21 protein-coding genes are annotated in these 24,267 nt (G+C 63.3%); 11 read left to right on the forward strand and 10 right to left on the reverse strand.

The features are described 5' to 3' along the window. Positions 1-14 precede the first annotated feature (14 nt). The 3 genes from JOY50_RS26130 to JOY50_RS26140 all read right to left on the reverse strand — a co-directional run bounded on the left by JOY50_RS26130 (position 15) and on the right by JOY50_RS26140 (position 4,752). Positions 15-827: a putative RNA methyltransferase gene (locus JOY50_RS26130; RefSeq protein ID WP_132843694.1), complete on the reverse strand. Its 813-nt coding sequence runs from the start codon at positions 825-827 to the stop codon at positions 15-17. Continuing rightward, positions 827-1,978, reverse strand: coding sequence for a succinyl-diaminopimelate desuccinylase (dapE, locus tag JOY50_RS26135; RefSeq protein WP_019471073.1), 1,152 nt, complete (start codon positions 1,976-1,978; stop codon positions 827-829). The genes JOY50_RS26130 and dapE overlap by 1 nt, the downstream gene beginning before the upstream one ends. Positions 1,979-2,160: 182 nt before the next feature. Next, positions 2,161-4,752 carry a glycosyltransferase gene (locus JOY50_RS26140; RefSeq protein WP_132843691.1) on the reverse strand — a complete coding sequence of 864 codons (2,592 nt, stop codon included), beginning with the start codon at positions 4,750-4,752 and terminating at the stop codon, positions 2,161-2,163. 119 nt (positions 4,753-4,871) lie between these two features. Here JOY50_RS26140 and tcdA point away from each other — a divergent pair, with 119 nt between their 5' ends. Then, positions 4,872-5,681, forward strand: a complete 810-nt coding sequence (gene tcdA, locus JOY50_RS26145; protein ID WP_162465285.1) for a tRNA cyclic N6-threonylcarbamoyladenosine(37) synthase TcdA — start codon at positions 4,872-4,874, stop codon at positions 5,679-5,681. A gap of 161 nt (positions 5,682-5,842) precedes the next feature. On the opposite strand, the gene JOY50_RS26150 is transcribed toward tcdA, so the two are convergent. The 4 genes from JOY50_RS26150 to JOY50_RS26165 all read right to left on the reverse strand — a co-directional run bounded on the left by JOY50_RS26150 (position 5,843) and on the right by JOY50_RS26165 (position 8,989). Next, positions 5,843-6,253, reverse strand: coding sequence for a SufE family protein (locus tag JOY50_RS26150; RefSeq protein ID WP_132843688.1), 411 nt, complete (start codon positions 6,251-6,253; stop codon positions 5,843-5,845). After that, positions 6,250-7,455: a cysteine desulfurase gene (locus JOY50_RS26155; protein WP_243056061.1), complete on the reverse strand. Its 1,206-nt coding sequence runs from the start codon at positions 7,453-7,455 to the stop codon at positions 6,250-6,252. Before JOY50_RS26155 ends, JOY50_RS26150 begins: the two co-directional genes overlap by 4 nt. A gap of 120 nt (positions 7,456-7,575) precedes the next feature. Further along, entirely contained in the window at positions 7,576-8,610 is a 1,035-nt protein-coding gene (gene dapD, locus JOY50_RS26160) for a 2,3,4,5-tetrahydropyridine-2,6-dicarboxylate N-succinyltransferase (RefSeq protein WP_019472228.1), read from the reverse strand. A 31-nt stretch (positions 8,611-8,641) separates the two neighbouring features. Continuing rightward, complete coding sequence (locus tag JOY50_RS26165) at positions 8,642-8,989, reverse strand: ArsC family reductase (protein WP_243056062.1); 348 nt, start codon at positions 8,987-8,989, stop codon at positions 8,642-8,644. A 576-nt stretch (positions 8,990-9,565) separates the two neighbouring features. Here JOY50_RS26165 and JOY50_RS26170 point away from each other — a divergent pair. Further along, positions 9,566-11,212: a Na+/H+ antiporter gene (locus JOY50_RS26170; RefSeq protein ID WP_019472227.1), complete on the forward strand. Its 1,647-nt coding sequence runs from the start codon at positions 9,566-9,568 to the stop codon at positions 11,210-11,212. Between the two features lie 141 nt (positions 11,213-11,353). Here the strand turns inward: JOY50_RS26170 and dapC are convergent, their stop codons facing one another. Genes dapC through map form a run of 3 tightly spaced genes read right to left on the reverse strand, consistent with a single transcriptional unit; the run spans position 11,354 to position 16,107 of the window. After that, positions 11,354-12,550 carry a succinyldiaminopimelate transaminase gene (gene dapC / locus JOY50_RS26175; RefSeq protein ID WP_019472226.1) on the reverse strand — a complete coding sequence of 399 codons (1,197 nt, stop codon included), beginning with the start codon at positions 12,548-12,550 and terminating at the stop codon, positions 11,354-11,356. A 30-nt stretch (positions 12,551-12,580) separates the two neighbouring features. Beyond that, the gene (locus tag JOY50_RS26180) at positions 12,581-15,283 is read right to left on the reverse strand and encodes a [protein-PII] uridylyltransferase (protein ID WP_019472225.1); all 2,703 of its coding nucleotides are present in this window, start codon (positions 15,281-15,283) and stop codon (positions 12,581-12,583) included. A gap of 41 nt (positions 15,284-15,324) precedes the next feature. After that, positions 15,325-16,107 carry a type I methionyl aminopeptidase gene (gene map, locus JOY50_RS26185; RefSeq protein ID WP_132843679.1) on the reverse strand — a complete coding sequence of 261 codons (783 nt, stop codon included), beginning with the start codon at positions 16,105-16,107 and terminating at the stop codon, positions 15,325-15,327. Between the two features lie 345 nt (positions 16,108-16,452). On the opposite strand from map, the gene rpsB reads away from it, so the two are divergent. The 9 genes from rpsB to JOY50_RS26230 all read left to right on the forward strand — a co-directional run. Beyond that, complete coding sequence (gene rpsB, locus JOY50_RS26190; RefSeq protein WP_016501167.1) at positions 16,453-17,190, forward strand: 30S ribosomal protein S2; 738 nt, start codon at positions 16,453-16,455, stop codon at positions 17,188-17,190. A 185-nt stretch (positions 17,191-17,375) separates the two neighbouring features. Beyond that, positions 17,376-18,239, forward strand: a complete 864-nt coding sequence (gene tsf / locus JOY50_RS26195) for a translation elongation factor Ts (protein ID WP_016485208.1) — start codon at positions 17,376-17,378, stop codon at positions 18,237-18,239. Between the two features lie 179 nt (positions 18,240-18,418). Continuing rightward, on the forward strand, positions 18,419-19,162 hold the full coding sequence (gene pyrH / locus JOY50_RS26200) for a UMP kinase (RefSeq protein WP_009686950.1): 744 nt from the start codon (positions 18,419-18,421) through the stop codon (positions 19,160-19,162). Further along, complete coding sequence (gene frr / locus JOY50_RS26205; RefSeq protein ID WP_019472223.1) at positions 19,159-19,716, forward strand: ribosome recycling factor; 558 nt, start codon at positions 19,159-19,161, stop codon at positions 19,714-19,716. Before pyrH ends, frr begins: the two co-directional genes overlap by 4 nt. Before the next feature lie 16 nt (positions 19,717-19,732). Beyond that, positions 19,733-20,488, forward strand: coding sequence for a polyprenyl diphosphate synthase (uppS, locus tag JOY50_RS26210; protein ID WP_019472222.1), 756 nt, complete (start codon positions 19,733-19,735; stop codon positions 20,486-20,488). Next, entirely contained in the window at positions 20,488-21,303 is an 816-nt protein-coding gene (locus tag JOY50_RS26215; protein ID WP_019472221.1) for a phosphatidate cytidylyltransferase, read from the forward strand. Before uppS ends, JOY50_RS26215 begins: the two co-directional genes overlap by 1 nt. Continuing rightward, positions 21,300-22,490 carry a 1-deoxy-D-xylulose-5-phosphate reductoisomerase gene (gene ispC / locus JOY50_RS26220; RefSeq protein WP_243056063.1) on the forward strand — a complete coding sequence of 397 codons (1,191 nt, stop codon included), beginning with the start codon at positions 21,300-21,302 and terminating at the stop codon, positions 22,488-22,490. The genes JOY50_RS26215 and ispC overlap by 4 nt, the downstream gene beginning before the upstream one ends. 70 nt (positions 22,491-22,560) lie before the next feature. Continuing rightward, positions 22,561-23,913, forward strand: coding sequence for an RIP metalloprotease RseP (rseP, locus tag JOY50_RS26225; RefSeq protein ID WP_016501162.1), 1,353 nt, complete (start codon positions 22,561-22,563; stop codon positions 23,911-23,913). 73 nt (positions 23,914-23,986) lie between these two features. Next, positions 23,987-24,267 (forward strand): POTRA domain-containing protein (locus JOY50_RS26230; RefSeq protein ID WP_404943986.1); only part of this gene is annotated, 281 nt, incomplete at its 3' end.

Consider the following 24,267-nt stretch of genomic DNA (forward strand, 5'->3'; position numbering starts at 1 on the left):
GGCTCCGGGTGTGCTCAGTCTTGGCGCACGAAATAGTCATAACGCATGGAAACCGTGACCTCGAACGGCTCGGGCTGGTCGATCACCCGGGCGCGTTTTTCGGCGCTGGCGCGCCAGCCGTGCGGGGTCATGGCCAGCAGGTCGGCGCGCGCCTTGGGCACGGCCAGGTTCAGGCGGAACTCGAGGGTTTCGCTGTGGGCGTGGGCCATGCCGTCGGGGACGAGGGCCAGGTGCTTGTCGTCAGCGTAAGGGCGTACTTCATCGTAGAGCACCTCGCGCAACTCCATCAGGTGGCCGCTGGTCGGGCCGACCCGCATCAGGCCGCCGCCGGGGCTGAGCAGGCGTTTGGCTTCGGCCCAGTCCAGTGGGCTGAACACGCTGGCAATGAACTGGCAACTGGCGTCGGCCAGCGGCACGCGGGCCATGCTGGCGACCATCCAGGTAACCTCCGGCGCGCGGCGGCAGGCCCGCTTGACCGCCTCGCGGGAGATGTCCAGGGCATAACCGTCGGCAGCCGGCAGAGCCTGGGCGAGCAGCGCGGTGTAGTAACCCTCGCCGCAGCCGATGTCCAGCCAGGCGCCTGGCTGGCGCTCGGCGGCAAGCTCGGCCAGGCGGAGGGCGACCGGGGCGTAGTGGCCAGCGTCGAGGAAGTCGCGGCGGGCCTCGACCATGGCCTGGTTGTCACCCGGGTCGCGGCTGTTCTTGTGCTGCACCGGCAGCAGGTTCAGGTAACCCTGGCGGGCGCGGTCGAAGCGGTGACCGGCCGGGCACACCACACTGTTGTCGAGCCGGCTCAGCGGCGCCTGGCAAAGAGGGCAGGCGAGCATCAGGCGAGCAACCGAACCAGGGTCTGGTAGTAGATTTCGGTCAGCAGGTCGAGGTCGCTGGCCAGGATCCGCTCGTCCACCTGGTGAATGGTGGCGTTGACCGGGCCAAGCTCGACCACCTGGGTACCCATGGTGGCGATGAAGCGGCCATCGGAGGTGCCGCCGCTGGTGGACGGCTGGGTATCGCGGCCGGTGACGCCCTTGATGCTGTGTGCCACGGCATCGAGCAGTTCGCCGGGCTCGGTGAGGAACGGCAGGCCCGACAGCGCCCAGTCGATCGACCAGTCCAGTTGATGCTTGTCGAGAATCGCCGACACCCGCGCCTGCAGGCCCTCGACGGTCGACTCGGTAGAAAAGCGGAAGTTGAACAGCGCGGTCAGGTCGCCCGGTACCACGTTGGTGGCGCCGGTGCCGGAATTGAGGTTGGAGATCTGGAAGCTGGTCGGCGGGAAGAACGCGTTGCCTTCATCCCAGTGCTCGGCTGCCAGTTCCGCCAAGGCCGGGGCGGCAAGGTGGATCGGGTTACGTGCCAGGTGCGGGTAGGCCACGTGGCCCTGCTTGCCGCGCACGGTGAGCTTGGCACCCAGCGAGCCACGGCGGCCGTTCTTGACCACGTCACCCAGCAGGGTGGTGCTGGAGGGTTCGCCGACGATGCACCAGTCCAGGCGTTCGTTGCGCGCTTTCAGGCGTTCGACCACTGCCTTGGTGCCGTGGTGGGCCGGGCCTTCCTCGTCGCTGGTGATCAGGAAGGCGACCTTGCCGCGGTGGTTCGGGTAGTCGTGCACGAAGCGCTCGCTGGCGATCACCATGGAGGCCAGGCTGCCTTTCATGTCGGCGGCGCCACGGCCGCAGAGCATGCCGTCAGCGTCGATCAGCGCTTCGAACGGTTCGTGCTGCCATTGCTGCACCGGGCCGGTGGGTACCACGTCGGTGTGGCCGGCAAAGCACAGCACCGGGCCGTCCTGGCTGCCGTGTGTGGCCCAGAAGTTGTCTACGTCTTCAATGCGCATCGGCTCGAGCTCGAAGCCCACGGCGCCCAGGCGCTTCATCATCTGCGCCTGGCAGTCGGCGTCGACAGGGGTGACCGAGGGGCGACGGATCAGGTCGCAGGCCAGTTGAAGGGTAGGCGAGAGCTCGGCAGGGGCCGTCATGGGGAACTCCGGGGCAAGGCAAGGCGGGAAAATCTGAGGGGCGTTATCTTATATCAAACCGAAGGGCCAATGGGGCCGCTTTGCGGCCCTATCGCGACGCAAGGCCGCTCCCACATGGGCATGCGGTTCCTTGTGGGAGCGGCCTTGCGTCGCGATAGGGGCGCAAAGCGCCCCCGGCAATCTCAAGCCTGCTGCGGTTCGGCAGCTTTTGCCTGCGGCTTGGGCAGCGAAGACAGCAACGCCATCACCAGCGCCGCCACGTATGGCAATGACTGCACCAGCAGCATCGCTACCCAGAAGCGCATGTCCGAACTCGGCAGCCCCTGCACCAGGTAGATACCCAGCGCCGCACCCCACAGCAGCAACATGATGAACAGCTCTTCCCGCGCCTCGGAAAGTGCCACCAGCAGCCCATGGCTGTCGGCATTCTTTGGGGTGCGGAAAAACGGCATGCTGCTGGTGAAGAAGCCGTACAGCACCGCCTTGGCAATGGTATGCGACAGCGCCAGGCCGGCCAGCGCTGCGGCGAAGGCGTCCTTGAGGTTCACCCCCACCGCGCGGCGGTAAAGAAAGATGATCTTGCCGACCTTGAAGAAGAACAGCGCCAGCGGCGGGATGGCGAAGATCATCAGCGGCGGGTCGACGCGGTGCGGCACGATGATCATTGCTGCTGACCACAGCAGCGCGCCAATGGTGAAGAAGATATTCATGCCGTCGGCGACCCACGGCAGCCAGCCGGCCAGGAAGTGGTAGCGCTGGCCACGCGTCAGCTCGCTGCCCTTGCCGCGCAACAGGGCGCTGGCGTGGTGCTTGATAATCTGAATGGCACCGTAGGCCCAGCGGAAGCGCTGCTTCTTGAAGTCGATGAAGGTGTCGGGCATCAGACCCTTGCCATAGCTGTTGTGGGCGTAGGCAGCCGACAGGCCCTTCTCGAACACGCGCAGGCCCAGCTCGGCGTCCTCGCAGATGCACCATTCGGCCCAGCCCAGCTCTTCCAGTACCGTGCGCCGGGTCATGGTCATGGTGCCGTGCTGGATGATGGCGTCACGGTCGTTGCGGGTGACCATGCCGATGTGGAAAAAACCCTTGTACTCGCTGTAGCACAGCTTCTTGAAGGCGCTTTCGTGCTGGTCGCGGTAGTCCTGCGGCGACTGCACCACGGCAATTTTCGGGTCGGCGAAATGCGGCACCATGTGCTTGAGCCAGTTGCGGTCGACGCAGTAGTCCGAGTCGATCACCGCGATCACTTCGGCGTCCTTGGCCGTGTGCGGGAGCAGGTAGTTCAGCGCGCCGCCCTTGAAGCCGGCCAGTGGCGCGACGTGGAAGAACTTGAAGCGCTCGCCGAGCTTTTCGCAGTGCGCCTTCAGCGGCTCCCACACGGCCGGGTCCTTGGTGTTGTTGTCGATCACCAGCACTTCGTAGTCGGGGTAGTCGAGCGCGGCCAGGGCGTCGAGGGTCTGCTTCACCATCTCGGGTGGCTCGTTGTAGCACGGCACATGCACCGACACCTTGGGCCGGTAGGCGCTGTCGGCCTGCACCGGCAGGAACTCGCGTCGGCGCTTGTGTATCCATACGGCCTCGGCCAGTTCATGGGCCTCGGTCAGCAGCACGATGAACACGCCCAGCGCGCCAAGGGCAAGCAGCACGCCCACGGTCAGGCTGAACCAGGTGCTGTATTGCTGGCTGTAGTCATAGGCAATCCACACCAGCACCGACCCGCACAGGAAGGTGATGAAGGTGAGGAATGTGCGGCCGCGCTGGCGCAGCGCCGAGCCGTCGATGAACAGCACCATCAGCGCAATCATCGCCAGCACCACCGAGGCTACCGCCAGGGCACGCCACTGCGGGATCGCGACCACGGGGCCGTCGAAGTTGAATTTTTGCTGACGCTCGGCGTTGTACACGCCCCAGTAGGCGCCTACCGAGCCTTCGTCGCTGGCCTTCCACGGCTGGTCATAGGCTTCGATGACAAAGTAGTTGTAGCCACGGCGGTTGAGGGTGTTGACCAAGGTACGCAGGTAAATGGCCTGGTCGGCCTGGCTGGCATCGGCACCACCGCGCATTCGGCCGTTGCTCGGCCAGCCGACCTCGGACAGCAGCAGCGGTTTGCGCGGGAACTGGTGCTTCAGCTCACGGGCGCGGTCGAGCACGAACTCGACCGAATCCTTCATCGGGACGAATTCCCAGTAGGGCAGGATGTGCGCGGCAATCAGGTCGACGTGCTTGGCTAGCTCGGGGTTTTCCTTCCAGATGTGCCATTGCTCGCTGGTGGTCACAGGTACCTTGACGGCTGCGCGTACCCGGTCCAGGTATTTGATCAGGTTTTCCGGGGTGACTTCCTCACGGAACAGCGCCTCGTTGCCGACCACTACCCGCACCACGCTGCGCGAGGTGTTGGCCAACTGGATGGCCGTGGCGATTTCGCGCTCGTTGCGCTCCAGGTCCGGGCTGATCCATATCCCCAGGGTCACGCGCAGGCCGAATTCCTCGGCCAGACGCGGGATATCGGCCTGGGTGCCTTCCACCGTATAGATACGGATGCTGTCGGTCAGTTTGCTCAACTGCTCCAGGTCCTGGCGCATCTCGTCGTCAGTGGGGTACTGGCCCTTCTGCGGGCTTTCGCCCAGGCGGAAAGGCGAATACGAAAAGCCAGAGATCTGCTCTGGCCAGGCGGGTGCGGAGACCGGGCGGTTGATCAGTGCCCAGAACCCGGTGAACAGCGCGGCGATGGCCAGCACCACAACCAGGTTCAGGCCGAATTTACGTGAAGACATTGTCGTCCATTTGTGTCGAAGTGATAGGACATTAAAGCAGGGTTGGTAGTGTCTTTCCTAACGATGCAGGCCATGGGCCCGCTGGCATATAATGCGCGCCGGTTTTTTGGGGTATGAACATGAGCACAGAAGATCCACGCTTCGCCGGCGTTGCCCGGCTGTATGGCGACCAGGGGCTGCAACGCCTGGGCCAGGCCCATGTGGGCGTGGTCGGTATTGGCGGGGTTGGCTCGTGGGTGGCCGAAGCGCTGGCCCGCAGCGGCGTGGGTGAAATTTCCCTGTTTGATCTGGACGACGTCTGCGTCAGCAACACCAACCGCCAGGCCCATGCCCTGGAAGGGCAGGTGGGGCGGCCCAAGGTGGAGGTCATGGCCGAGCGCCTGCGGGCGATCAACCCGGCGTGCACGGTGCATGCGGTGGCCGACTTCGTCACCCGTGAAACCATGGCCGAGCACATCCACGAGCAGCTGGACTGTGTAATCGACTGCATCGACAGCGTCATGGCCAAGGCTGCGTTGATTGCCTGGTGCCGGCGGCGCAAGATCGCCATCGTCACTACCGGTGGCGCTGGTGGGCAGATCGACCCGACACAGATCCAGATCGCCGACCTGAACAAGACCTTCAACGACCCGCTGGCCTCGCGGGTGCGCTCTACCCTGCGTCGCGACTACAACTTTTCGCGTAATGTCAGCCGCAACTATGGCGTGCCCTGCGTGTTCTCCAGCGAACAGCTGCGTTACCCCAAGGGTGATGGCAGCGTTTGCCTGCAGAAAAGCTTTGTGGGGGAGGGGGTAAGGCTGGACTGCTCGGGTGGCTTTGGTGCGGTGATGATGGTGACCGCGACCTTTGGCATGGTGGCGGCGAGCAAGGCGATCGAGAAACTGGTGGCGGGTGCGCGGCGGCCTTCGGAGCGGATCAAGCCTGAGTAATCATTCACAGGCCAACTCGGTCCTTGTGGGAGCGGCCTTGTGTCGCGATGGGCCGCAAAGCGGCCCCGGCAATCTTAGCGGCGGAGCTGAAAATCTGGGGCCGCTGCGCGCCCCATCGCGACACAAGGCCGCTCCTACAGGGAGCAGCGTATGCCTTGGATTTAGTGGTTGGACGCCAACTCCGCCATCCGCTGCAACACCGCATGCAGCCCGTTGCTGCGTGACGGTGACAGTTGGCGCTCAAGGCCCAGTTGGGTGAACCACTCACGAAGATCAATCCTGGCCAGCGCTTCACTGGTCAAACCCTGCACCCGCACCAGCAACAACGCCAGCAGCCCGCGCAACAAGCGTGCATCGCTACTGGCCTTGAACCGCCACTGCCCATCGACGAGTTCGGCCACCAGCCAGACCAGGCTTTCGCAGCCATGCACCCGGTTGGCTTCGGTCTTGTCAGTTTCGGCCAGCGGCTCCAGGCGGTCGCCCCACTGCATCAGCAGCCGTGCGCGCTGTTCCCAGCCTTTGCCCTGCTCAAACGCTTCCAGCGCCTGGCGCGCCTGTTCCGGCATGCTCATCGCAGCAACTCCAGGCCCTGATCCAGCGCCGTAAAGAAGCGCGTCAAGTCATCACTGTCGTTGTACAAGCCCAACGACACCCGGATCGCTCCCTCCAGGCCCAGCCCCTTGAGCAGCGGCATGGCGCAGTGGTGCCCGGCACGCACGGCAATCCCTTGTTCGGTGAGCAGGTGCGCGATATCGGCGTTGTGCACGCCCTCGATGACGAAACTGGCCAGGGCTGTCTGGGGCGTACCCAGCACCCGCACGCCCTCACGGTCGGCCAGGCCGCGCAGCAGGTGTTGGTGCAGGCTGGTTTCGTGGGCTTCGACAGCCAGGGCGTCGAGGCTTGCCAGGTAACCCAGGGTTGCGCCGAGGCCGATCACCCCGGCGATTGGCGGCGTACCCGCCTCGAACCCCAGCGGTGCCGGGCGGAAGCTGGCGCTCTGGTACTCGGCCAGTTGCACCATTTCGCCACCGAACTGCCAGTGTCGCAGCAGTTCCAGGGCCTGGCTGCTGCCATAGAGCACACCGACGCCGTCCGGGCCGTACAGCTTGTGGCCGGAGAACACATAGAAGTCGCAGCCCAGTTGCTGCACATCGTGGCGACCATGCACCACGCCCTGGGCACCATCGACCACGGTTAGCGCCCCTTGGGCGCGGGCATGGGCCAGCAGGGCCGGCAGTGGCTGCCAGGTGCCCAGCACGTTGGACAACTGGCTCAACGCCAGCACCCGGGTGCGAGGGCCTATCAGTTGCAGTGCCTGGTTCAGGTCGATGTGGCCATGGGCATCCAGCGGCAGTACCACCAGGCGCAGGTTGCGCCGGCGCGCCAGCTGTTGCCAGGGCAGCAGGTTGGCATGGTGTTCCAGGGCGCTGATGGCAATTTCGTCACCGGCTTCGAAGCGGTGCTCAAGGCCATAGGCCAGCAGGTTCAGCGCCGAGGTGGCACCGTGGGTAAAGACGATTTGCCGTGAGTCCGCGGCATTCAGCCAGGCGGCGACCTTGTCGCGGCTGGTTTCGAAGGCCTGGGTCGCCAGTGCACCGGGCAGATGCTGGGCACGGTGCACGTTGGCCGCACCATGGGCGTAGTAATGGCTCAAGGCATCGATCAGGGCTTGCGGCTTCTGGGTGGTGGCGGCGCTGTCCAGGTAGGTCTGGTGCTGCCGTTGCAGGGCGGCGATGGCGGGGAAGTCGGCACGCCAGGGGGAGGGCTGGAACATGTTCACGGGGCCTGGAATGAAAATCGGGTCTGGCGTGGTGCCAGACCCGATCTTAACATTTCAAACGCCGAGAATGCGCTGTTCGCGCGCAAGCTCGCGCCTGCAGGGGCTGGAGAATGCTCAGTTGTGAGCGTGCAGCGCCTCGTTCAGCTCGATGGCCGACTTGTGGGTCTTGCACTCTACCGCGCCGTTCAGCGAGTTGCGGCGGAACAGCAGGTCGGTCTGGCCGGCCAGGTCGCGGGCCTTGACCACTTTGACCAGCTCGTTGTTTTCGTCCAGCAGGTTCACCTTGGTGCCAGCGGTGATGTACAGGCCGGCTTCAACGGTATTGCGGTCACCCAGCGGGATGCCGATACCGGCGTTAGCGCCGATCAGGCAGCCTTCACCCACCTTGATGACGATGTTGCCGCCACCGGACAGGGTGCCCATGGTCGAGCAACCGCCGCCCAGGTCGGAACCTTTGCCGACGAATACGCCAGCGGACACGCGGCCTTCGATCATGCCCGGGCCTTCGGTGCCAGCGTTAAAGTTGACGAAGCCTTCGTGCATGATGGTGGTGCCTTCGCCGATGTAGGCGCCCAGGCGTACACGGGCGGTATCGGCGATGCGCACGCCGGCCGGGACCACGTAGTCGGTCATTTTCGGGAACTTGTCCACCGAGAACACTTCCAGCAGCTCGCCTTTCAGGCGCGCTTCCAGTTGCAGCTCGGCCAGTTCGGCCAGGTCGACCGCGCCCTGGTTGGTCCAGGCCACGTTCGGCAGCAGCGGGAAGATACCGGCCAGGCTCACGCCATGTGGCTTGACCAGGCGGTGCGACAGCAGGTGCAGCTTGAGGTAGGCCTCAGGGGTGGAAGCCAGGGCAGCGTCTTCGGCCAACAAGGTGGCGACCAGCGGCTTGTGGCTCTCGGCCAGGCGGGTCAGCAGGGCGGCCTGGGCAGCATCAACGCCTTTCAGGGCTTCGGCCAATTTCAAGGCCTGGCCGTTGCTGAAGGCGATGGCTTGGTTGCCGCCTTCGTAACCGAGAACAGGGGCTACCGCAGCGACCAGTTCGGCGCTCGGGTTGAGCAGTGGTTGTGCGTAGAACACTTCCAGCCAGGCGCCCTGGCGGTTCTGGGAGCCGACACCGAAGGCCAGGCTGAACAGGGTATTGGACATGTGATTACCTCGTGCGAAATAGGGTGGGGGCTCAGGCCAGGGCAGCGGCATACAGGTCGGGCTTGAAGCCGACCAGGGTACGCGCGCCAAGGTCCAGCACCGGGCGTTTGATCATCGACGGCTGGGCCAGCATCAGCTCGACGGCCTTGGCCTGGTCGAGGTCTGCCTTGCTGGCGTCGTCCAGCTTGCGGAAGGTGGTGCCGGCACGGTTGAGGATGACTTCCCAGCCGTGTTCGTCGCACCAGCGGTTCAGGCTGTCACGGTCGATGCTTTGGGTTTTGTAATCGTGGAATTCGTAGGCGATGGCTTTGTCTTCGAGCCAGGTACGCGCCTTTTTCATGGTGTCACAGGCTTTGATGCCGTAGAGCGTGTAGGTCATTGTGTACATTGGGGTTGCAGGTTGCCCCAATCTCTCCGTTTTTCGATGTCAGTCGCGGGATTATGCGGGAACGAAACAGTGAGCGCCACGGGTGTGCTTGCCTTGGGCCTTGCAGCGTATCGGAGATCGAGCGCCGCCCGCGCGGCGCATCGCCGGCAAGCCAGCTCCCACATCTGTTTCGGGCCAGTCTCTCCTGTGCCCTGGCGCGCACACCTTGGGGACAGGTGAAAAGCAGCAGCGAAACCTGCGGTATCGAATGGGGCAGACAAGGCGGACAGCGATGGCGGCACTGGAGAAATTGGCCCGAAACAGATGTGGGAGCTGGCTTGCCGGCGATGCGCCGCGCGGGCGGCGCTCGATCTGCGACACACCGCAGGCCTCAAGCCCTGCACCCCTGTGTAATACAAGGTCCACCCGGCACCACCACCCTCCTGAAGTATCATCATGTTACATATTCCCCCGTCACCTGCGACTATCGTGCAGCGGCCCCGAACCGTCGGTCGCCGCTAACATATTGTTCCAATGGCGATGTTTCGCCTTGCTATCGTTTCTGGTTCACAAAGGAAGCTTTCCCGGATGCAGTCCGCCTACACCGTCCTCATCCTGCTGACGCTGGTCAGCCTGTCGAAGCTGGTCGGCCGCATGATTCCGCTGCCCCTGCCGCTGGTACAGATCGCTGCCGGTGCCTTGCTGGCCTTGCCGACCCTGGGCCTGCATGTGGCCCTGGACCCCGAGTTGTTCCTGTTCCTGTTCTTGCCGCCGCTGCTGTTTGCCGATGGCTGGCGCATCCCCAAGCGTGAGTTGTGGCGCATTCGCGGGCCAGTGGTGGCGCTGGCCGTTGGTCTGGTGCTGTTCACCGTGGTCGGCGCCGGCTACTTCATTCACTGGCTGCTGCCGAGCATCCCCCTGCCGGTAGCCTTCGCCCTGGCGGCGGTACTCTCGCCGACCGATGCGGTGGCGGTTTCGGCCATCGCCCAGGACCGCCTGCCCACCCCGCTGATGCACATGCTGCAGGGGGAGGCCCTGATGAACGATGCATCGGGCCTGGTCACCTTCAAGTTCGCCCTGGCGGCGGCGATCACCGGGGTGTTCTCGCTGGCCGATGCAAGCTTCAGCTTTGTGCTTGTCGCGCTTGGCGGCCTGGCGGTGGGGGTGGGCCTGAGCTGGCTGGTCGGCCGCCTGCGCGCCTGGATGATCGCCCGTGGCTGGGACGACCCGGCCACCCACGTGGTGTTCATGCTGCTGTTGCCGTTCGCCGCCTACGTGCTGGCCGAGCGCCTGGGCGTTTCGGGCATTCTTTCGGCGGTGGCGGCGGGCATGATGCAAAGCTGGCTCGACCTGCTGCCCCGCCAGACCAGCACCCGCCTGCTCAACCGTAGCGTCTGGTCGTTGCTGGAGTTCGCCTTCAATGGCCTGATCTTCCTGCTATTGGGCCTGCAGTTGCCGGACATCATCAAGGCGGTGGTCAGCCACGAAGCCACCGTGTGGCCGACCCTGGCCTACCGCTGCCTGGACGTGGTGGCGATCTTTGCTGCGCTGATCCTGCTGCGGTTCATCTGGGTGCAGAGCATCTGGCGGGCGATTGGCGTGGTGCGCCGCTGGCGCGGCAAACCGGCGCTGGTGCTGATGCCTACGGCGCGTTCCTGCTGGCTGCTGACCCTGGGCGGTGTGCGCGGTGCGGTGACCCTGGCGGGTGTGATGTCGGTGCCGTTGCTGATGGGCGCGGGCAAGGTCTTCCCTGAGCGTGACTTGCTGATTTTCATTGCTGCCGGGGTGATCCTGCTGTCGTTGATCAGCGCCTGCATCGCACTGCCGATATTGCTGCGCGGGGTGACCAAGAGCCCGGACGAGCGCTTGCATCAGGAAGTGCAGGAAGCCTGGCGGCGCACGGCCGAGGCGGCGATCCACGCCCTTGAAGCAGAGGAAGTGATCGACGCCAATGCCCCGCAGGATGCTGCGCAGGCGACCTTGGCGACCGAGCTGAAGGCGCGGTTGATGGCCGAGTACCGGGATGAGCTGGACAGCTACAACGACAGTGCCGAGGCCAAGGCACTGGCCGAACAGATGGACTTGCTGGAGCGTCGCTTGCGCTTGCGTGCGCTGAGGGCGCAGCGGCTGGAGTTGTATAACCTGCATCGCCAGCACCTGGTGGGCGATGAGGTGGTGCGGCAGGTACTGGGGGAACTCGATATGAGTGAGGCAAACCTGGGGCAGGTCAGGTAGACCCGCAGGGGGCCGCTTTGCGGCCCTGTGGGAGCGAGTTCACTCGCGAATCAGACGACGCGGTGTATGGCACCGGCTGCGCCGGTGTTCGCGGGTGAACCCGCTCCCACAGGTTCTGCACAGAATTAAAGCATTGCTGAATCAGCGGTTCTGCAGGAAGGCGCGAATCCGCTCTGCCGCCTCGATGCATTCGGCCAGCGGTGCCACCAGCGCCATGCGCACGCGCCCGGCACCGGGGTTTACACCATCCACCTCACGCGACAGGTACGACCCCGGTACCACGGTCACATGCTGGGCTTCGAACAGGTCGCGGGTGAACTCGGCATCACAGCCCGGCACCTTGGCCCACAGGTAGAAGCTGCCATCTGGGCGCTGCACGTCCAGCACCGGCTGCAGGATGTCCAGCACGGCATCGTACTTGGCGCGGTACTGGTCGCGGTTCTCGCGTACGTGCGCCTCGTCCTGCCAGGCGGCAATGCTGGCCAGTTGGGTTTGCACCGGCATGGCACAGCCATGGTAGGTGCGGTACAGCAGGAACGGCTTGATGATCTTGGCATCGCCAGCCACAAAGCCCGAGCGCAGGCCCGGCAGGTTGGAGCGCTTGGACAGGCTGTGGAACACCACGCAGCGCGCAAAATCGCTACGGCCAAGCTCGGCGCAGGCGGTCAGCAGGCCCGGTGGTGGCGCATCCTCGTCGAAGTACAGCTCGCTGTAGCATTCGTCGGCGGCGATCACAAAGTCGTGTTCGTCAGCCAGGGCAATCAGCTTTTTCAGGGTGGCCATCGGCACCAAAGCCCCGGTGGGGTTGCCCGGCGAGCACAGGAACAGGATCTGGCAGCGCTTCCACACTTCGGCCGGCACGGCGTCGAAATCGGGGTTGAAACCGTTGCTTTCCAGGCACGGCAGGTAGTGCGGGGTAGCCCCGGCCAGCAGCGCTGCGCCTTCGTAGATCTGGTAGAACGGGTTGGGGCTGACTACCAGGCCGTCGTCGGCACGGTTGACCACTGCCTGGGTGAAGGCAAACAGCGCTTCACGGGTGCCATTGACCGGCAGGATGTGGCGGTCGGCGTCCAGCCAGCCGGCCGGCACGCCAAAACGCCGCTCGCACCACTGGCCGATGGCCTGGCGCAGGGCCGGGAGGCCGATGGTGCTGGGGTAGACTGCCAGCTTGTCGAGGTTGTCGGCCATGGCCTGGGCGACGAACGCCGGTGATTCGTGCTTCGGCTCACCGATCGACAGGGCAATGGCGCGTTTGTCCGCCGCAGGCTTCACGCTGGCCAGCAGGGCGCGGAGCTTTTCGAACGGGTAGGGCTGAAGCTGGGTCAAGGCATGGTTCATCGGCGCAAGGTCTCGTCAATCGTCTAATCGTTAAAAGGTCACGCGGGTGGGGCTGGTATCGCTACCTTGGCCGGCTTGTAGCTGCTGCACGATGGCTTCCTGCAGGCGGCTGCACAGCTGCGGGTCGGACAGCGGCTGATTGTCGGCATCGGTGATGAAGAACACGTCTTCCACCCGTTCGCCGAGGGTGGCGATCTTGGCATTCTGCAGCGACAGGTCGAACTCCAGGAAAATGCGCCCCAGCCGGGCCAGCAGGCCTGGGCGATCCGGTGCGGTGATTTCGAGGATGGTCACCGGCCGCTGGGCATCATTGAGGATGGTCACCTGCGGCGGGAAATCGAAGTGCTTGAGCTGGCGCGGCACCCGGCGCTGAATGATGGCCGGGTAGTCTTCGGGGTTGCGCAGCGCTTCGGTCAGGCCGTCGCGAATTTGCTTGACCCGCTGCGGGTTGTCGCCGATCGAGCCGCCGTCGTTGTCCAGCACGATGTAGGTGTCGAGGGTGAACTGGCTGCTCGACGTGATGATCCGCGCGTCATGGATGTTCAGGTTGAGCTGCGACATGGCCGCCACCGTAACGGCGAAGAAATCGTGCTGGTCGGGGGCGTAGATGAAGATCTGCGTGCCGCCTTCGAACTCGCGCTGGGTAGTTTCCTTGATCAGCACCAGCGGCCCGCCATCGGCCGGTTGCTGCAGGATCGCATCGGTATGCCAGGCCACGTCGGCGGCAGTGTGCTTGAGGAAGTAGTCATCGCCCAGTTGCGACCACAGCTGCTCGACGTCGTCCGGGTCGGTACCCTCGCGCACCAGGATATCCAGTGCCGAAGACTGGGTCTGGCGGATCTGCTCTTCGCGGTCCAGCGGGTTTTCCAACCCGCGGCGCAAGGCGCGCTTGGTCTCGCTGTAGAGCTGGCGCAGCAGGCTGGCCCGCCACGAGTTCCACAGGCTGGGGTTGGTGGCATTGATGTCGGCCACGGTCAGCACATACAGGTAGTCCAGGCGCGTCTCGTCGCCCACGTGCAGGGCAAAGTCGTTGATCACCTGCGGGTCGGACAAGTCCTTGCGCTGGGCGGTGGTCGACATCACCAGATGGTTTTGCACCAGCCAGACGATCAGCCGGCTGTCCCAGGCCGGCAACTGGTGGCGCTCGCAGAACTTCTGCGCATCCACCGCGCCCAGCTCGGAATGGTCGCCCTGGCGACCTTTGCCAATGTCGTGGTAAAGGCCGGCCAGGTAGATCAGCTCGGGCTTGGGCAGGCGCCCCATCAGCTTGCTGGCCAGCGGGAATTTTTCGGACACCGGCGTGTACTGCAGCTTGCGCAGATGCTTGATGAGGTTGAGGGTGTGCGCATCGACCGTATAGATGTGGAACAGGTCGTGCTGCATCTGCCCGACGATCAGGCCGAACTCCGGCAGGTAGCGGCCAAGGATGCCGTAGCGGTTCATCCGGCGCAGGTTGCGATGGATGCCGATTTCGCACTTGAACAGCTCGATGAACAGGCTGGTGTTGCGGATATCGGTGCGGAAGGTGTCGTCGATCAGGTGCCGGTGCTCACGCAGCAGGCGCACCGTATCGGCGCGCACGCCTTTGATTTCAGGGTGCTGCGCCATCAGCACGAAGATTTCCAGCATGGCGAACGGTGTGCGCTTGAACACGTTCGGCTTGGCTGCTTCGATATAGCCGTCATGCAGGCGGAAGCGTGCATTCAGCGGCTGAGTGGTGCCGCTGTCTTCGTCGGCGAGGATGACCTCTTCGAAGTGCTGGATGATCAGGTCGCACAGCTGGCTGATGCTCATCACCACCCGGTAGTACTGCTGCATGAACTGCTCGATAGCCCGCTTGGGGTTGTCGTCGCTGTAGCCCAGCAGCGCGGCGAGGCTGCGCTGGTGGTCGAACAGCAGGCGGTCCTCGGCGCGACCGGCCAGCATGTGCAGGCCGTAGCGCACCTTCCACAGAAAATCCTGAGACGAGGCCAGCAGCTCGTTTTCGCTTTCCAGCAAGAAACCTTCGCCGGCCAGTGCGTGCAGGTTCAGGGTGCCGTACTGGCGGCGGGCCACCCAGAGCACCGTCTGGATGTCGCGCAGGCCACCGGGCGAGCCCTTGACGTTAGGCTCGAGGTTGTACTCGGTGTCGTTGTACTTGTGGTGGCGGGCCTTGAGTTCGGCGCGCTTGGCCAGGAAGAAGTCTTTGCTCGGCCACATGTGCGCGGTGCTGGTCACCTCCAGCATGCGCTGGCGCAGGGCCTCGGGCCCGGCAATGGTGCGGCTTTCCATCAGGTTGGTAATCACCGTCAGGTCGGCGCGGGCTTGTTCGGCACACTCGTCGACGGTGCGCACGCTCTGGCCCACTTCCAGGCCGATGTCCCACAGCAGGGTGAGAAAACGCTCGATGGCGTCGCGGTACTGCTCGTGCTCGGCGGCGCCCAGCAAAATCAGCAGGTCGATGTCTGAATGCGGGTGCAGTTCACCACGCCCGTAGCCACCCACCGCGACCAGGGCGATGCCCTGCTGGTCGCCCCAGTCGAACTGGTTCCACGCCTGTTGCAGGATATTGTCGACGAGCCAGGCGCGGGCTTCGATCAACGGGCGGATATCGCCGCCACTGCGAAAACGCTTGTCGAGCACCTCGCCGGCCTGGCGGATGGCTTTCTTGAAGGCGGCGATGGGGCTCGCCTTTAGGGCCAGTTCCGCCTGGAACTGGCCGCGATCGAACAGCTCGGGGTCCACCTGGGGCATCGCGTCACGTTCCTGTCGTCGGGTGGCCTGGCCCAGTGCGGTCAGGCCGAAGTGCGCGGGATGGTGTCGTCCTTGCGCAGGGTGAAGATCTCGTAGCCGGTCGCGGTCACCACCAGGGTGTGTTCCCACTGGGCCGAGAGCTTGCGGTCCTTGGTGATGGCGGTCCAGCCGTCGCCCAGCACCTTGGTGTCGGCCTTGCCCTGGTTGATCATCGGCTCGATGGTGAAGGTCATGCCTTCTTTAAGCTCCATGCCGGTGCCGGCGCGGCCGTAGTGCAGGATCTGCGGCTCTTCGTGGAACACCTTGCCGATGCCGTGGCCGCAGAACTCGCGTACCACCGAGAAGCCGTTCTTTTCCGCATGCTTCTGGATCACTTCGCCGATATCGCCCAGGCGGCAGCCCGGCTTGACCAACTCGATGGCCTTGTACATGCACTCCTGGGTAACCCTGGACAGGCGCTCGGCCCACACCGGCACGTTGCCGACGTGGAACATGCGGCTGGTATCGCCGTGGTAGCCGTCCTTGATCACGGTGACGTCGATGTTCAGCGTGTCACCGTCCTTGAGCGGCTTGTCGTTGGGGATGCCGTGGCAGACCACATGGTTGATCGAGGTGCAGATCGACTTCGGGTAGCCCTTGTAGTTGAGCGGCGCCGGGATGGCCTGCTGGACGTTGACGATATAGTCGTGGCACAGGCGGTCGAGCGCTTCGGTGGTAACACCGGGCTTGACGTGCTCCTCGATCATTTCCAGCACCTCGGCGGCCAGGCGGCCGGCGATGCGCATCTTCTCGATGTCTTCTGCGGTCTTGATGTTGACGGTCATTACAGGCTCTCTACGGCGCCGCACGCGGCGCGAACAAACGGGAAAGGCCGGATTCTAGCAGAGCAGGGCGGCATTCTGTCGGGATAAAGGCGGCCATGCTGCTGTCTACAGGAGGCATTCTGGCCTGTTTGGCGGGGCGCTGCAAAAACCGCTGACAGACGCAACCTCATTCGGGTTTCGTTCGCTCGCGGTCTGTGGTATAACATGCGCCGCTTTCGGGGACGACCCCGTGAGCTTAAACCCACACACGTGTCGACACGATGACCTGGGTGCCCCGGATTTTCGAATTTGCGGGTTGGTCATTGGGATGCGTGGAGGCCCAACCCGACTTATCAAGGAACTATCATGTCCCAAGTCAACATGCGCGATATGCTGAAGGCCGGTGTGCACTTCGGCCACCAGACCCGTTACTGGAACCCGAAAATGGGCAAGTACATTTTCGGCGCGCGTAACAAGATCCACATCATCAACCTGGAAAAAACCCTGCCAATGTTCAACGAAGCTCTGGCTTTCGTAGAGCGTCTGGCCCAGGGCAAGAACAAGATCATGTTCGTCGGCACCAAGCGTTCCGCCGGCAAGATCGTCGCCGAGCAAGCTGCTCGTGCCGGTTCGCCATACGTTGACCACCGCTGGTTGGGCGGCATGCTGACCAACTACAAAACCATCCGTGCTTCGATCAAGCGTCTGCGCGACCTGGAAACCCAGGCCGAAGATGGCACCTTTGCCAAGCTGACCAAGAAAGAAGCCCTGATGCGTTCGCGCGATCTGGAAAAGCTGGACCGCAGCCTGGGTGGTATCAAGGACATGGGCGGTCTGCCTGATGCCCTGTTCGTGATCGACGTTGATCATGAGCGCATTGCTATCACCGAAGCTAACAAGCTGGGCATCCCGGTTATCGGCGTTGTCGATACCAACAGCAGCCCGGAAGGTGTTGACTACATCATCCCAGGCAACGACGACGCCATCCGCGCCATCGAGCTGTACATGACTTCGATGGCCGACGCCATCATCCGCGGCCGCAACAACGTTGCTGGCGGCACCGAAGTCTATGTTGAAGAAGCGGCTGCACCTGCTGCTGAGTAATAGGCGCTAGCGTCTACTTGGCACGCAAAAAGGGGGCTTTGCCCCCTTTTTGCCACCTTGAAATCCTGCTGTCAGCATGGGCCCCGCATTATGGGTTGGCTGAGACAACAACAGCGGATTCGCAGAATTTAACGCCCGTGTCGAGCGGGTGGAATGGTTGAAAAACTTTCCAAGAGGATTTTGAAATGGCAGCAATTACTGCAGCGCTGGTAAAAGAACTGCGCGAGCGTACTGGCGAAGGCATGATGGATTGCAAGAAAGCCCTGGAAAAGGCTGGCGGCGACATCGAAAAAGCCATTGACGACATGCGTGCCTCGGGCGCCATCAAGGCCGCCAAAAAGGCTGGCAACGTCGCTGCTGAAGGCGCTATCGCCGTCAAGACCGACGGTAAATCCGCCGTTCTGCTGGAAGTGAACTCGCAGACCGACTTCCTGGCCCTGCAAGACGACTTCAAGAACTTCGTTGCCGAAAGCCTTGAAGAAGCCTTCGCCCAGAAGCTGACCGACGCTGCCCCGCTGATCGCCTCGCGTGAAGCTGCTCGTGAAGCCCTGGTTGCCAAGTGTGGCGAAAACGTCAACATCCGTCGCCTGGTGCGCGTTGAGGGTGACGTTGTTGGTGCCTACCTGCACGGCAACAAGATCGGCGCTGTCGTCGTTCTGAAAGGCGGTGACGTCGAGCTGGCGAAGAACATCGCCATGCACGTTGCAGCGTCGAACCCTGAGTTCCTGGATTCGTCGGAAATCTCCGCCGAGGCCATCGAGCGCGAGAAGAATGTCTTCCTGCAGCTGAACGCCGACAAGATCGCCGGCAAGCCGGAAAACATCGTTGAGAACATGATCAACGGCCGTATCACCAAGTTCAAGGCCGAAGCTTCGCTGAAAGAGCAAGCTTTCGTCATGAACCCAGAAGTCAAGGTTGGCGAGCTGGCCAAGAAAGCCGGCGCTGAAATCGTTTCGTTCACCTACTTCAAAGTAGGTGAAGGCATCGAGAAGCCAGTCGACGACTTCGCTGCTGAAGTTGCCGCTCAGGTAGCTGCTGCCAAGCAGTAAGACAGCCCCGTCTGTCGCCCCAAAGAGGCTGCCCGCTCACGCGCGCAGCCTCTTTGTCAAAGCGGGAGCGGTTTACGAAACCGTCGCTCGCTGACGCAGTCGCTGCGTCACGTTAGAGTTACATGCAGGCTCAAGCAGCCCGCCAGAATTTTTTACAAACGCCGCAGGAGAGATTCGCAATGGCTCAGCAGGGCAGTGGTCATCAGGCTCGCTATAAACGCATTCTACTCAAACTTAGCGGCGAGGCCCTGATGGGCTCGGAAGAGTTCGGGATCGATCCCAAAGTCCTGGATCGCATGGCGCTGGAAGTCGGCCAACTGGTCGGCATCGGTGTTCAGGTAGGTCTGGTGATCGGCGGTGGCAACCTGTTCCGTGGTGCGGCGCTCAGTGCAGCCGGCATGGACCGCGTCACCGGCGACCATATGGGCATGCTGGCGACCGTAATGAACGCCCTGGCCATGCGCGACGCGCTGGAGCGGGCGAACATTACCGCCATCGTCATGTCGGCTATTTCCATGGTTGGCGTGACCGATCACTATGATCGCCGCAAAGCCATGCGCCACCTGAACGCCAAAGAAGTCGTAATTTTTGCTGCCGGTACCGGCAACCCGTTCTTCACCACCGACTCCGCTGCCTGCCTGCGCGCCATCGAAATCGATGCCGACGTGGTATTGAAGGCAACCAAGGTCGATGGTGTATACACTGCAGATCCATTCAAGGACCCGCATGCCGAGAAGTTCGATCATCTGACCTACGATGAAGTACTGGATCGCAAGCTGGGTGTGATGGATCTGACGGCAATCTGTCTTTGCCGCGACCATAAGATGCCGCTGCGCGTCTTCAATATGAACAAGCCCGGCGCCCTGCTGAACATCGTGCACGGCGGCGCGGAAGGAACCCTGATCGAGGAAGTTCAAAAATGATCAACGAAATTAAGAAAGACGCCCAGGCACGCATGCAAAAGTCGCTGGATTCGCTGATCCACGCATTTGGCCAAATCCGCACCGGCAAGGCGCACCCGAGCGTTCTGGGCAGCGTGATGGTGCCTTATTATGGCTCCGACACCCCGCTGACCAGCGTAGCCAACGTGACCGTCAAGGACAACCAGACCCTGCAAGTGGTGCCTTTCGAGCGCAACATGCTGGGCGCCATCGACAAGGCCATCGGCAGCGCCGGCTTGAATCTCAATCCCACCAACCTGGGCGAGTTGCTGCTGGTCAATATGCCTCCGCTGACTGAAGAAACCCGCAAGGGCTTCACCAAGCAGGCTCGCGCCGCAGCCGAAGATGCGCGCGTAGCCGTGCGCAACATTCGTCGTGACGCCTTGGGTGACCTGAAGAAGCTGTCCAAGGACAAGGAAATCAGTGAAGACGAAGAGCGTCGTGCCAGTGCTGACATCGACAAGCTGATCAAGGATGTCGAGGCGCAAATCGCCAAGGCCACTGAAGCAAAAGAAAAGGACCTGATGGCCATCTAAGGGTCAGGACGCCTTCATGGAAAAGACCAAGCAGACTGTGCCCTCCGTGGTGCCGCGTCACGTGGCAATCATCATGGATGGGAATAATCGCTGGGCGAAGAAGCGCTTTATGCCCGGGGTTGCCGGGCATAAAGCGGGTGTCGATGCGGTGCGCGCCGTGATCGAAGTGTGCGCCGACGCGAAGGTCGAGGTGCTCACGCTTTTTGCGTTCTCCAGTGAGAACTGGCAGCGACCGGCTGACGAAGTCAGTGCCCTTATGGACCTGTTCTTCAAGGCGCTGCGTCGCGAGGCCAAGCGCCTCAACGAGAACAACATCAGCTTGCGCATCATCGGTGACCGCTCGCGCTTCCATCCCGAGCTGCAGGCTGCCATGCGCGAGGCCGAGGCACTGACCGCCGGCAACAACCGCTTCATCCTGCAGATCGCGGCCAACTACGGTGGCCAGTGGGACATCGCCCAGGCCGCACAGCGGCTGGCGCGTGAAGTGCAAGCCGGGCACCTGCGTCCGGAAGACATCACCCCGGGCCTGCTGCAGACCTGCCTGGCAACCGGCGAGCTACCGTTGCCGGACCTGTGCATTCGCACCGGTGGCGAGCACCGCATCAGCAATTTCCTGTTGTGGCAGCTGGCCTACGCCGAGCTGTACTTCTCCGACCTGTACTGGCCGGACTTCAAACACGAGGCCATGCGCAATGCCCTGGCCGATTTCGCTTCGCGCCAGCGCCGCTTCGGTAAGACCAGCGAGCAGGTCGAGGCTGGAGCTCGTGCTTAATGCTTAAACAACGCATCATTACTGCGCTGATCCTGCTGCCGATCGCGCTGGGTGGCTTCTTCCTGCTCAACGGCGGGGATTTCGCCCTGTTCATCGGCTTCGTGGTGACCCTTGGCGCCTGGGAGTGGGCGCGCCTGGCCGGGTTGATGGCCCAGCCGCTGCGTATCGCCTATGCCGCGGTGGTCGCTGGCGCGCTGATGTTGCTGTACATCCTTCCGGAGCTGGCGCCCTGGGTGCTGGGTGCAGCGGTGATCTGGTGGGGGCTGGCCACCTGGCTGGTGCTTACCTACCCGCGTAGCAGCGAGTTGTGGGCCAGTGCCGCCTGCCGGTTGCTGATCGGTCTGCTGGTATTGCTGCCTGCCTGGCAGGGGCTGGTGCTGCTCAAGCACTGGCCGCTGGGCAATTGGCTGATCCTGTCGGTCATGGTGCTGGTATGGGCCGCCGATATTGGCGCTTACTTCTCTGGCAGGGCCTTCGGCAAGCGCAAGCTGGCCCCGCAGGTCAGCCCGGGCAAGAGCTGGGAAGGCGTGTATGGCGGCCTGGCGGTGAGCCTGGCCATTACCTTAGCGGTCGGCATCAGTCGCGACTGGGGTTTCGGTCAGATCCTGCTGGGCCTACTGGGCGCCGCGCTGCTGGTCATGTCCTCGGTGGTCGGCGACCTGACAGAGAGCATGTTCAAGCGCCGTTCCGGTATCAAGGACAGCAGCAATCTACTGCCCGGCCATGGTGGTGTACTCGACCGCATTGACAGCCTTACGGCGGCGATCCCGATTTTCGCCGTGTTGTTGTGGGCTGCCGAATGGGGTGTGATGTGAGCCGCCCGCAGCGTATTACCGTACTTGGGGCCACCGGCTCCATCGGCCTGAGCACGCTGGATGTAATCGCGCGCCATCCCGATCGCTACCAGGTGTTCGCCCTCAGCGGGTATTCGCGCATCGACGAGTTGCTGGCCCTGTGCGTGCGCCATCGCCCGGCGTTCGCTGTAGTGCCGAGTGCCGAGGCGGCCGTGCGGCTGCGCGGAACCCTGGCGGCTGCCGGCTGCGCCACCGAGGTGCTGGAAGGCGAGGCCGGGCTTTGCCAGGTGGCTTCGGCAGCGGAAGTGGATGCAGTGATGGCGGCGATTGTCGGTGCCGCCGGCCTGCGCCCAACCTTGGCTGCCGTGGAGGCGGGCAAAAAAGTGTTGCTGGCCAACAAGGAAGCCCTGGTGATGTCCGGTGCGCTGTTCATCGAGGCAGTGCGGCGCAGCGGCGCCGTATTGTTGCCGATCGATAGCGAGCACAATGCGATCTTCCAGTGCATGCCCGGCGACTACGCTCGCGGCCTGAGCGCGGTTGGCGTGCGTCGGATTCTGCTGACGGCTTCCGGTGGCCCGTTCCGCGAAACGCCGGTCGAGGCGCTGCTGGACGTGACGCCGGAGCAAGCCTGTGCTCATCCCAACTGGTCCATGGGGCGCAAGATTTCCGTGGATTCGGCCAGCATGATGAACAAGGGGCTCGAGCTGATCGAGGCCTGCTGGTTGTTCGATGCCGCGCCGGCCAAGGTCGAGGTGGTGGTACACCCACAAAGTGTCATTCACTCCCTGGTCGATTATGTGGACGGCTCGGTGCTGGCGCAGTTGGGTAATCCGGACATGCGCACGCCGATCGCCAATGCCCTGGCGTGGCCTGAGCGCATCGACTCCGGGGTGGCCCCGCTGGACCTGTTCGCCATCGCCCGTCTGGATTTCCAGGCACCCGACGAACAGCGCTTCCCTTGCCTGCGTTTGGCGCGGCAGGCTGCCGAGGCCGGCAACAGCGCACCCGCCGTACTCAATGCGGCCAACGAGGTGGCGGTGGAGGCATTTCTCGAGCGGCGTATCCGCTTCCCGGAGATCGCGGGTATGATCGAGCAGGTGCTCGATCAGGAGCCCGTCGTGCCGCTGCCGTCGCTGGACGCGGTGTTCGCCGCCGACCAGCGTGCCCGGGAGCTTTCCCGTGAGTGGCTGAGGCGTCACGGTCGCTGATGCAAGCCCGCCCAGGTTCCTGAGGGGGCTGGCATGATGCCGGCCCGCTGAACATCATTCGGAGATGGACATGACAGCGCTCTACATGATTATCGGCACCCTCGTGGCTTTGGGTGTGCTGGTCACTTTTCATGAATTCGGCCACTTCTGGGTGGCACGCCGCTGCGGCGTCAAGGTGCTGCGCTTCTCGGTGGGCTTCGGCACACCGCTGCTGCGCTGGCATGACCGCCATGGCACCGAATTTGTGGTCGCAGCAATTCCGCTGGGCGGCTACGTGAAGATGCTCGACGAGCGCGAGGGCGATGTACCGCCTGCGCTGGCTGATCAGTCATTCAACCGCAAGTCCGTGGGCCAGCGTATCGCGATTGTCGCAGCGGGCCCGATTGCCAACTTCCTGTTGGCCATCCTGTTCTTCTGGGTGCTGGCGATGCTGGGTACCCAGCAGGTCCGCCCGGTAATCGGTACGGTCGATGCTGGCAGCCTGGCAGCATCGGCCGGGCTGACCGCAGGTCAGGAAATCGTTTCTATCGACGGCAAGCCGACCAACGGTTGGTCGGCGGTCAACCTGCAGCTGGTTCGTCGCCTGGGCGAAAGCGGCACGTTGCAGGTTGGCGTGCGCGACGAAGGCGCCACGGCCGAGCGCCAACTGCAGGTCAAGCTGGACAGCTGGCTCAAGGGCGCTGACGAGCCAGACCCTATCCAGTCCTTGGGGCTGCACCCTTGGCGCCCGGCGATGGTCCCGGTGCTGGCCGAGATTGATCCGAAGGGGCCGGCTGCCGCTGCGGGCCTCAAGACAGGCGACAAGCTGCTGAGCGTCGATGGCGTGCCGGTGACGGAATGGCAGCAGGTCGTCGACAGCGTGCGTGCCCGCCCCGATGCCAAAGTGGTGGTGCGTGTGGAGCGCGACGGCGCTGCCCTGGAGGTGCCGGTGACCCTGGCACGCAAGGGTGAGGGCAAGGCTGCCGGTGGCTATCTTGGCGCCGGGGTAAAAGGTGGCGAATGGCCTGCCAGCATGCTCCGCGAAATCAGCTACGGCCCGCTCGAGGCGGTGGGTGAGGGCTTGTCCCGTACCTGGAACATGAGCGTGCTGACCCTTGAATCGCTGAAGAAAATGCTGTTCGGGGAGCTCTCGGTAAAAAACTTGAGTGGACCGATAACCATTGCTAAAGTGGCGGGCGCTTCAGCCCAGTCCGGCGTGGGGGATTTCCTGAATTTCCTGGCCTACCTGAGCATAAGCCTGGGGGTTCTTAACTTGCTGCCCATCCCGGTACTGGATGGGGGGCATTTGCTGTTTTACCTGGTCGAGTTGGCGCGCGGTCGTCCGCTGTCAGATCGGGTGCAAGGTTGGGGGGTCCAGATCGGTATCAGTTTGGTCATAGGGGTGATGTTGCTCGCCCTGATCAACGATCTGGGTCGACTATAAAGCTTCGCTCAATTGCGAACCTGCCGCCTTTTCGCGGCGGGTTGTTTATTGCCAGTTGGAATAAAAGGACTTCATGAAACGTCTGCTGCTAACTGCGGTCATGTCCGCACTGATGATCGCTGAAGTTCACGCCGAGTCCTTCACCATCTCCGATATTCGCGTCAACGGCCTGCAGCGGGTTTCCGCTGGCAGTGTCTTCGGTGCCTTGCCGCTGAACGTCGGTGACCAGGCCGATGACCGCCGCCTGGTGGACTCGACCCGTTCCCTGTTCAAGACCGGGTTCTTCCAGGACATCCAGCTGAACCGCGATGGCAATGTGCTGATCATCAACGTGGTCGAGCGCCCGTCGGTGTC

The sequence above is a fragment of the Pseudomonas sp. BP01 genome, assembly GCF_022760795.1.
Taxonomy (GTDB): Bacteria; Pseudomonadota; Gammaproteobacteria; order Pseudomonadales; family Pseudomonadaceae; genus Aquipseudomonas; species Aquipseudomonas putida_Q.

What these genes read in the sequence shown, in the direction of transcription:
- JOY50_RS26130 (WP_132843694.1), bottom strand. Translation starts at nt 827, where the DNA reads ATGCTCGCCTGCCCTCTTTGCCAGGCGCCGCTGAGCCGGCTCGACAAC.
- dapE (WP_019471073.1), bottom strand. Translation starts at nt 1,978, where the DNA reads ATGACGGCCCCTGCCGAGCTCTCGCCTACCCTTCAACTGGCCTGCGAC.
- JOY50_RS26140 (WP_132843691.1), bottom strand. Translation starts at nt 4,752, where the DNA reads ATGTCTTCACGTAAATTCGGCCTGAACCTGGTTGTGGTGCTGGCCATC.
- tcdA (WP_162465285.1), top strand. Translation starts at nt 4,872, where the DNA reads ATGAGCACAGAAGATCCACGCTTCGCCGGCGTTGCCCGGCTGTATGGC.
- JOY50_RS26150 (WP_132843688.1), bottom strand. Translation starts at nt 6,253, where the DNA reads ATGAGCATGCCGGAACAGGCGCGCCAGGCGCTGGAAGCGTTTGAGCAG.
- JOY50_RS26155 (WP_243056061.1), bottom strand. Translation starts at nt 7,455, where the DNA reads ATGTTCCAGCCCTCCCCCTGGCGTGCCGACTTCCCCGCCATCGCCGCC.
- dapD (WP_019472228.1), bottom strand. Translation starts at nt 8,610, where the DNA reads ATGTCCAATACCCTGTTCAGCCTGGCCTTCGGTGTCGGCTCCCAGAAC.
- JOY50_RS26165 (WP_243056062.1), bottom strand. Translation starts at nt 8,989, where the DNA reads ATGACCTACACGCTCTACGGCATCAAAGCCTGTGACACCATGAAAAAG.
- JOY50_RS26170 (WP_019472227.1), top strand. Translation starts at nt 9,566, where the DNA reads ATGCAGTCCGCCTACACCGTCCTCATCCTGCTGACGCTGGTCAGCCTG.
- dapC (WP_019472226.1), bottom strand. Translation starts at nt 12,550, where the DNA reads ATGAACCATGCCTTGACCCAGCTTCAGCCCTACCCGTTCGAAAAGCTC.
- JOY50_RS26180 (WP_019472225.1), bottom strand. Translation starts at nt 15,283, where the DNA reads ATGCCCCAGGTGGACCCCGAGCTGTTCGATCGCGGCCAGTTCCAGGCG.
- map (WP_132843679.1), bottom strand. Translation starts at nt 16,107, where the DNA reads ATGACCGTCAACATCAAGACCGCAGAAGACATCGAGAAGATGCGCATC.
- rpsB (WP_016501167.1), top strand. Translation starts at nt 16,453, where the DNA reads ATGTCCCAAGTCAACATGCGCGATATGCTGAAGGCCGGTGTGCACTTC.
- tsf (WP_016485208.1), top strand. Translation starts at nt 17,376, where the DNA reads ATGGCAGCAATTACTGCAGCGCTGGTAAAAGAACTGCGCGAGCGTACT.
- pyrH (WP_009686950.1), top strand. Translation starts at nt 18,419, where the DNA reads ATGGCTCAGCAGGGCAGTGGTCATCAGGCTCGCTATAAACGCATTCTA.
- frr (WP_019472223.1), top strand. Translation starts at nt 19,159, where the DNA reads ATGATCAACGAAATTAAGAAAGACGCCCAGGCACGCATGCAAAAGTCG.
- uppS (WP_019472222.1), top strand. Translation starts at nt 19,733, where the DNA reads ATGGAAAAGACCAAGCAGACTGTGCCCTCCGTGGTGCCGCGTCACGTG.
- JOY50_RS26215 (WP_019472221.1), top strand. Translation starts at nt 20,488, where the DNA reads ATGCTTAAACAACGCATCATTACTGCGCTGATCCTGCTGCCGATCGCG.
- rseP (WP_016501162.1), top strand. Translation starts at nt 22,561, where the DNA reads ATGACAGCGCTCTACATGATTATCGGCACCCTCGTGGCTTTGGGTGTG.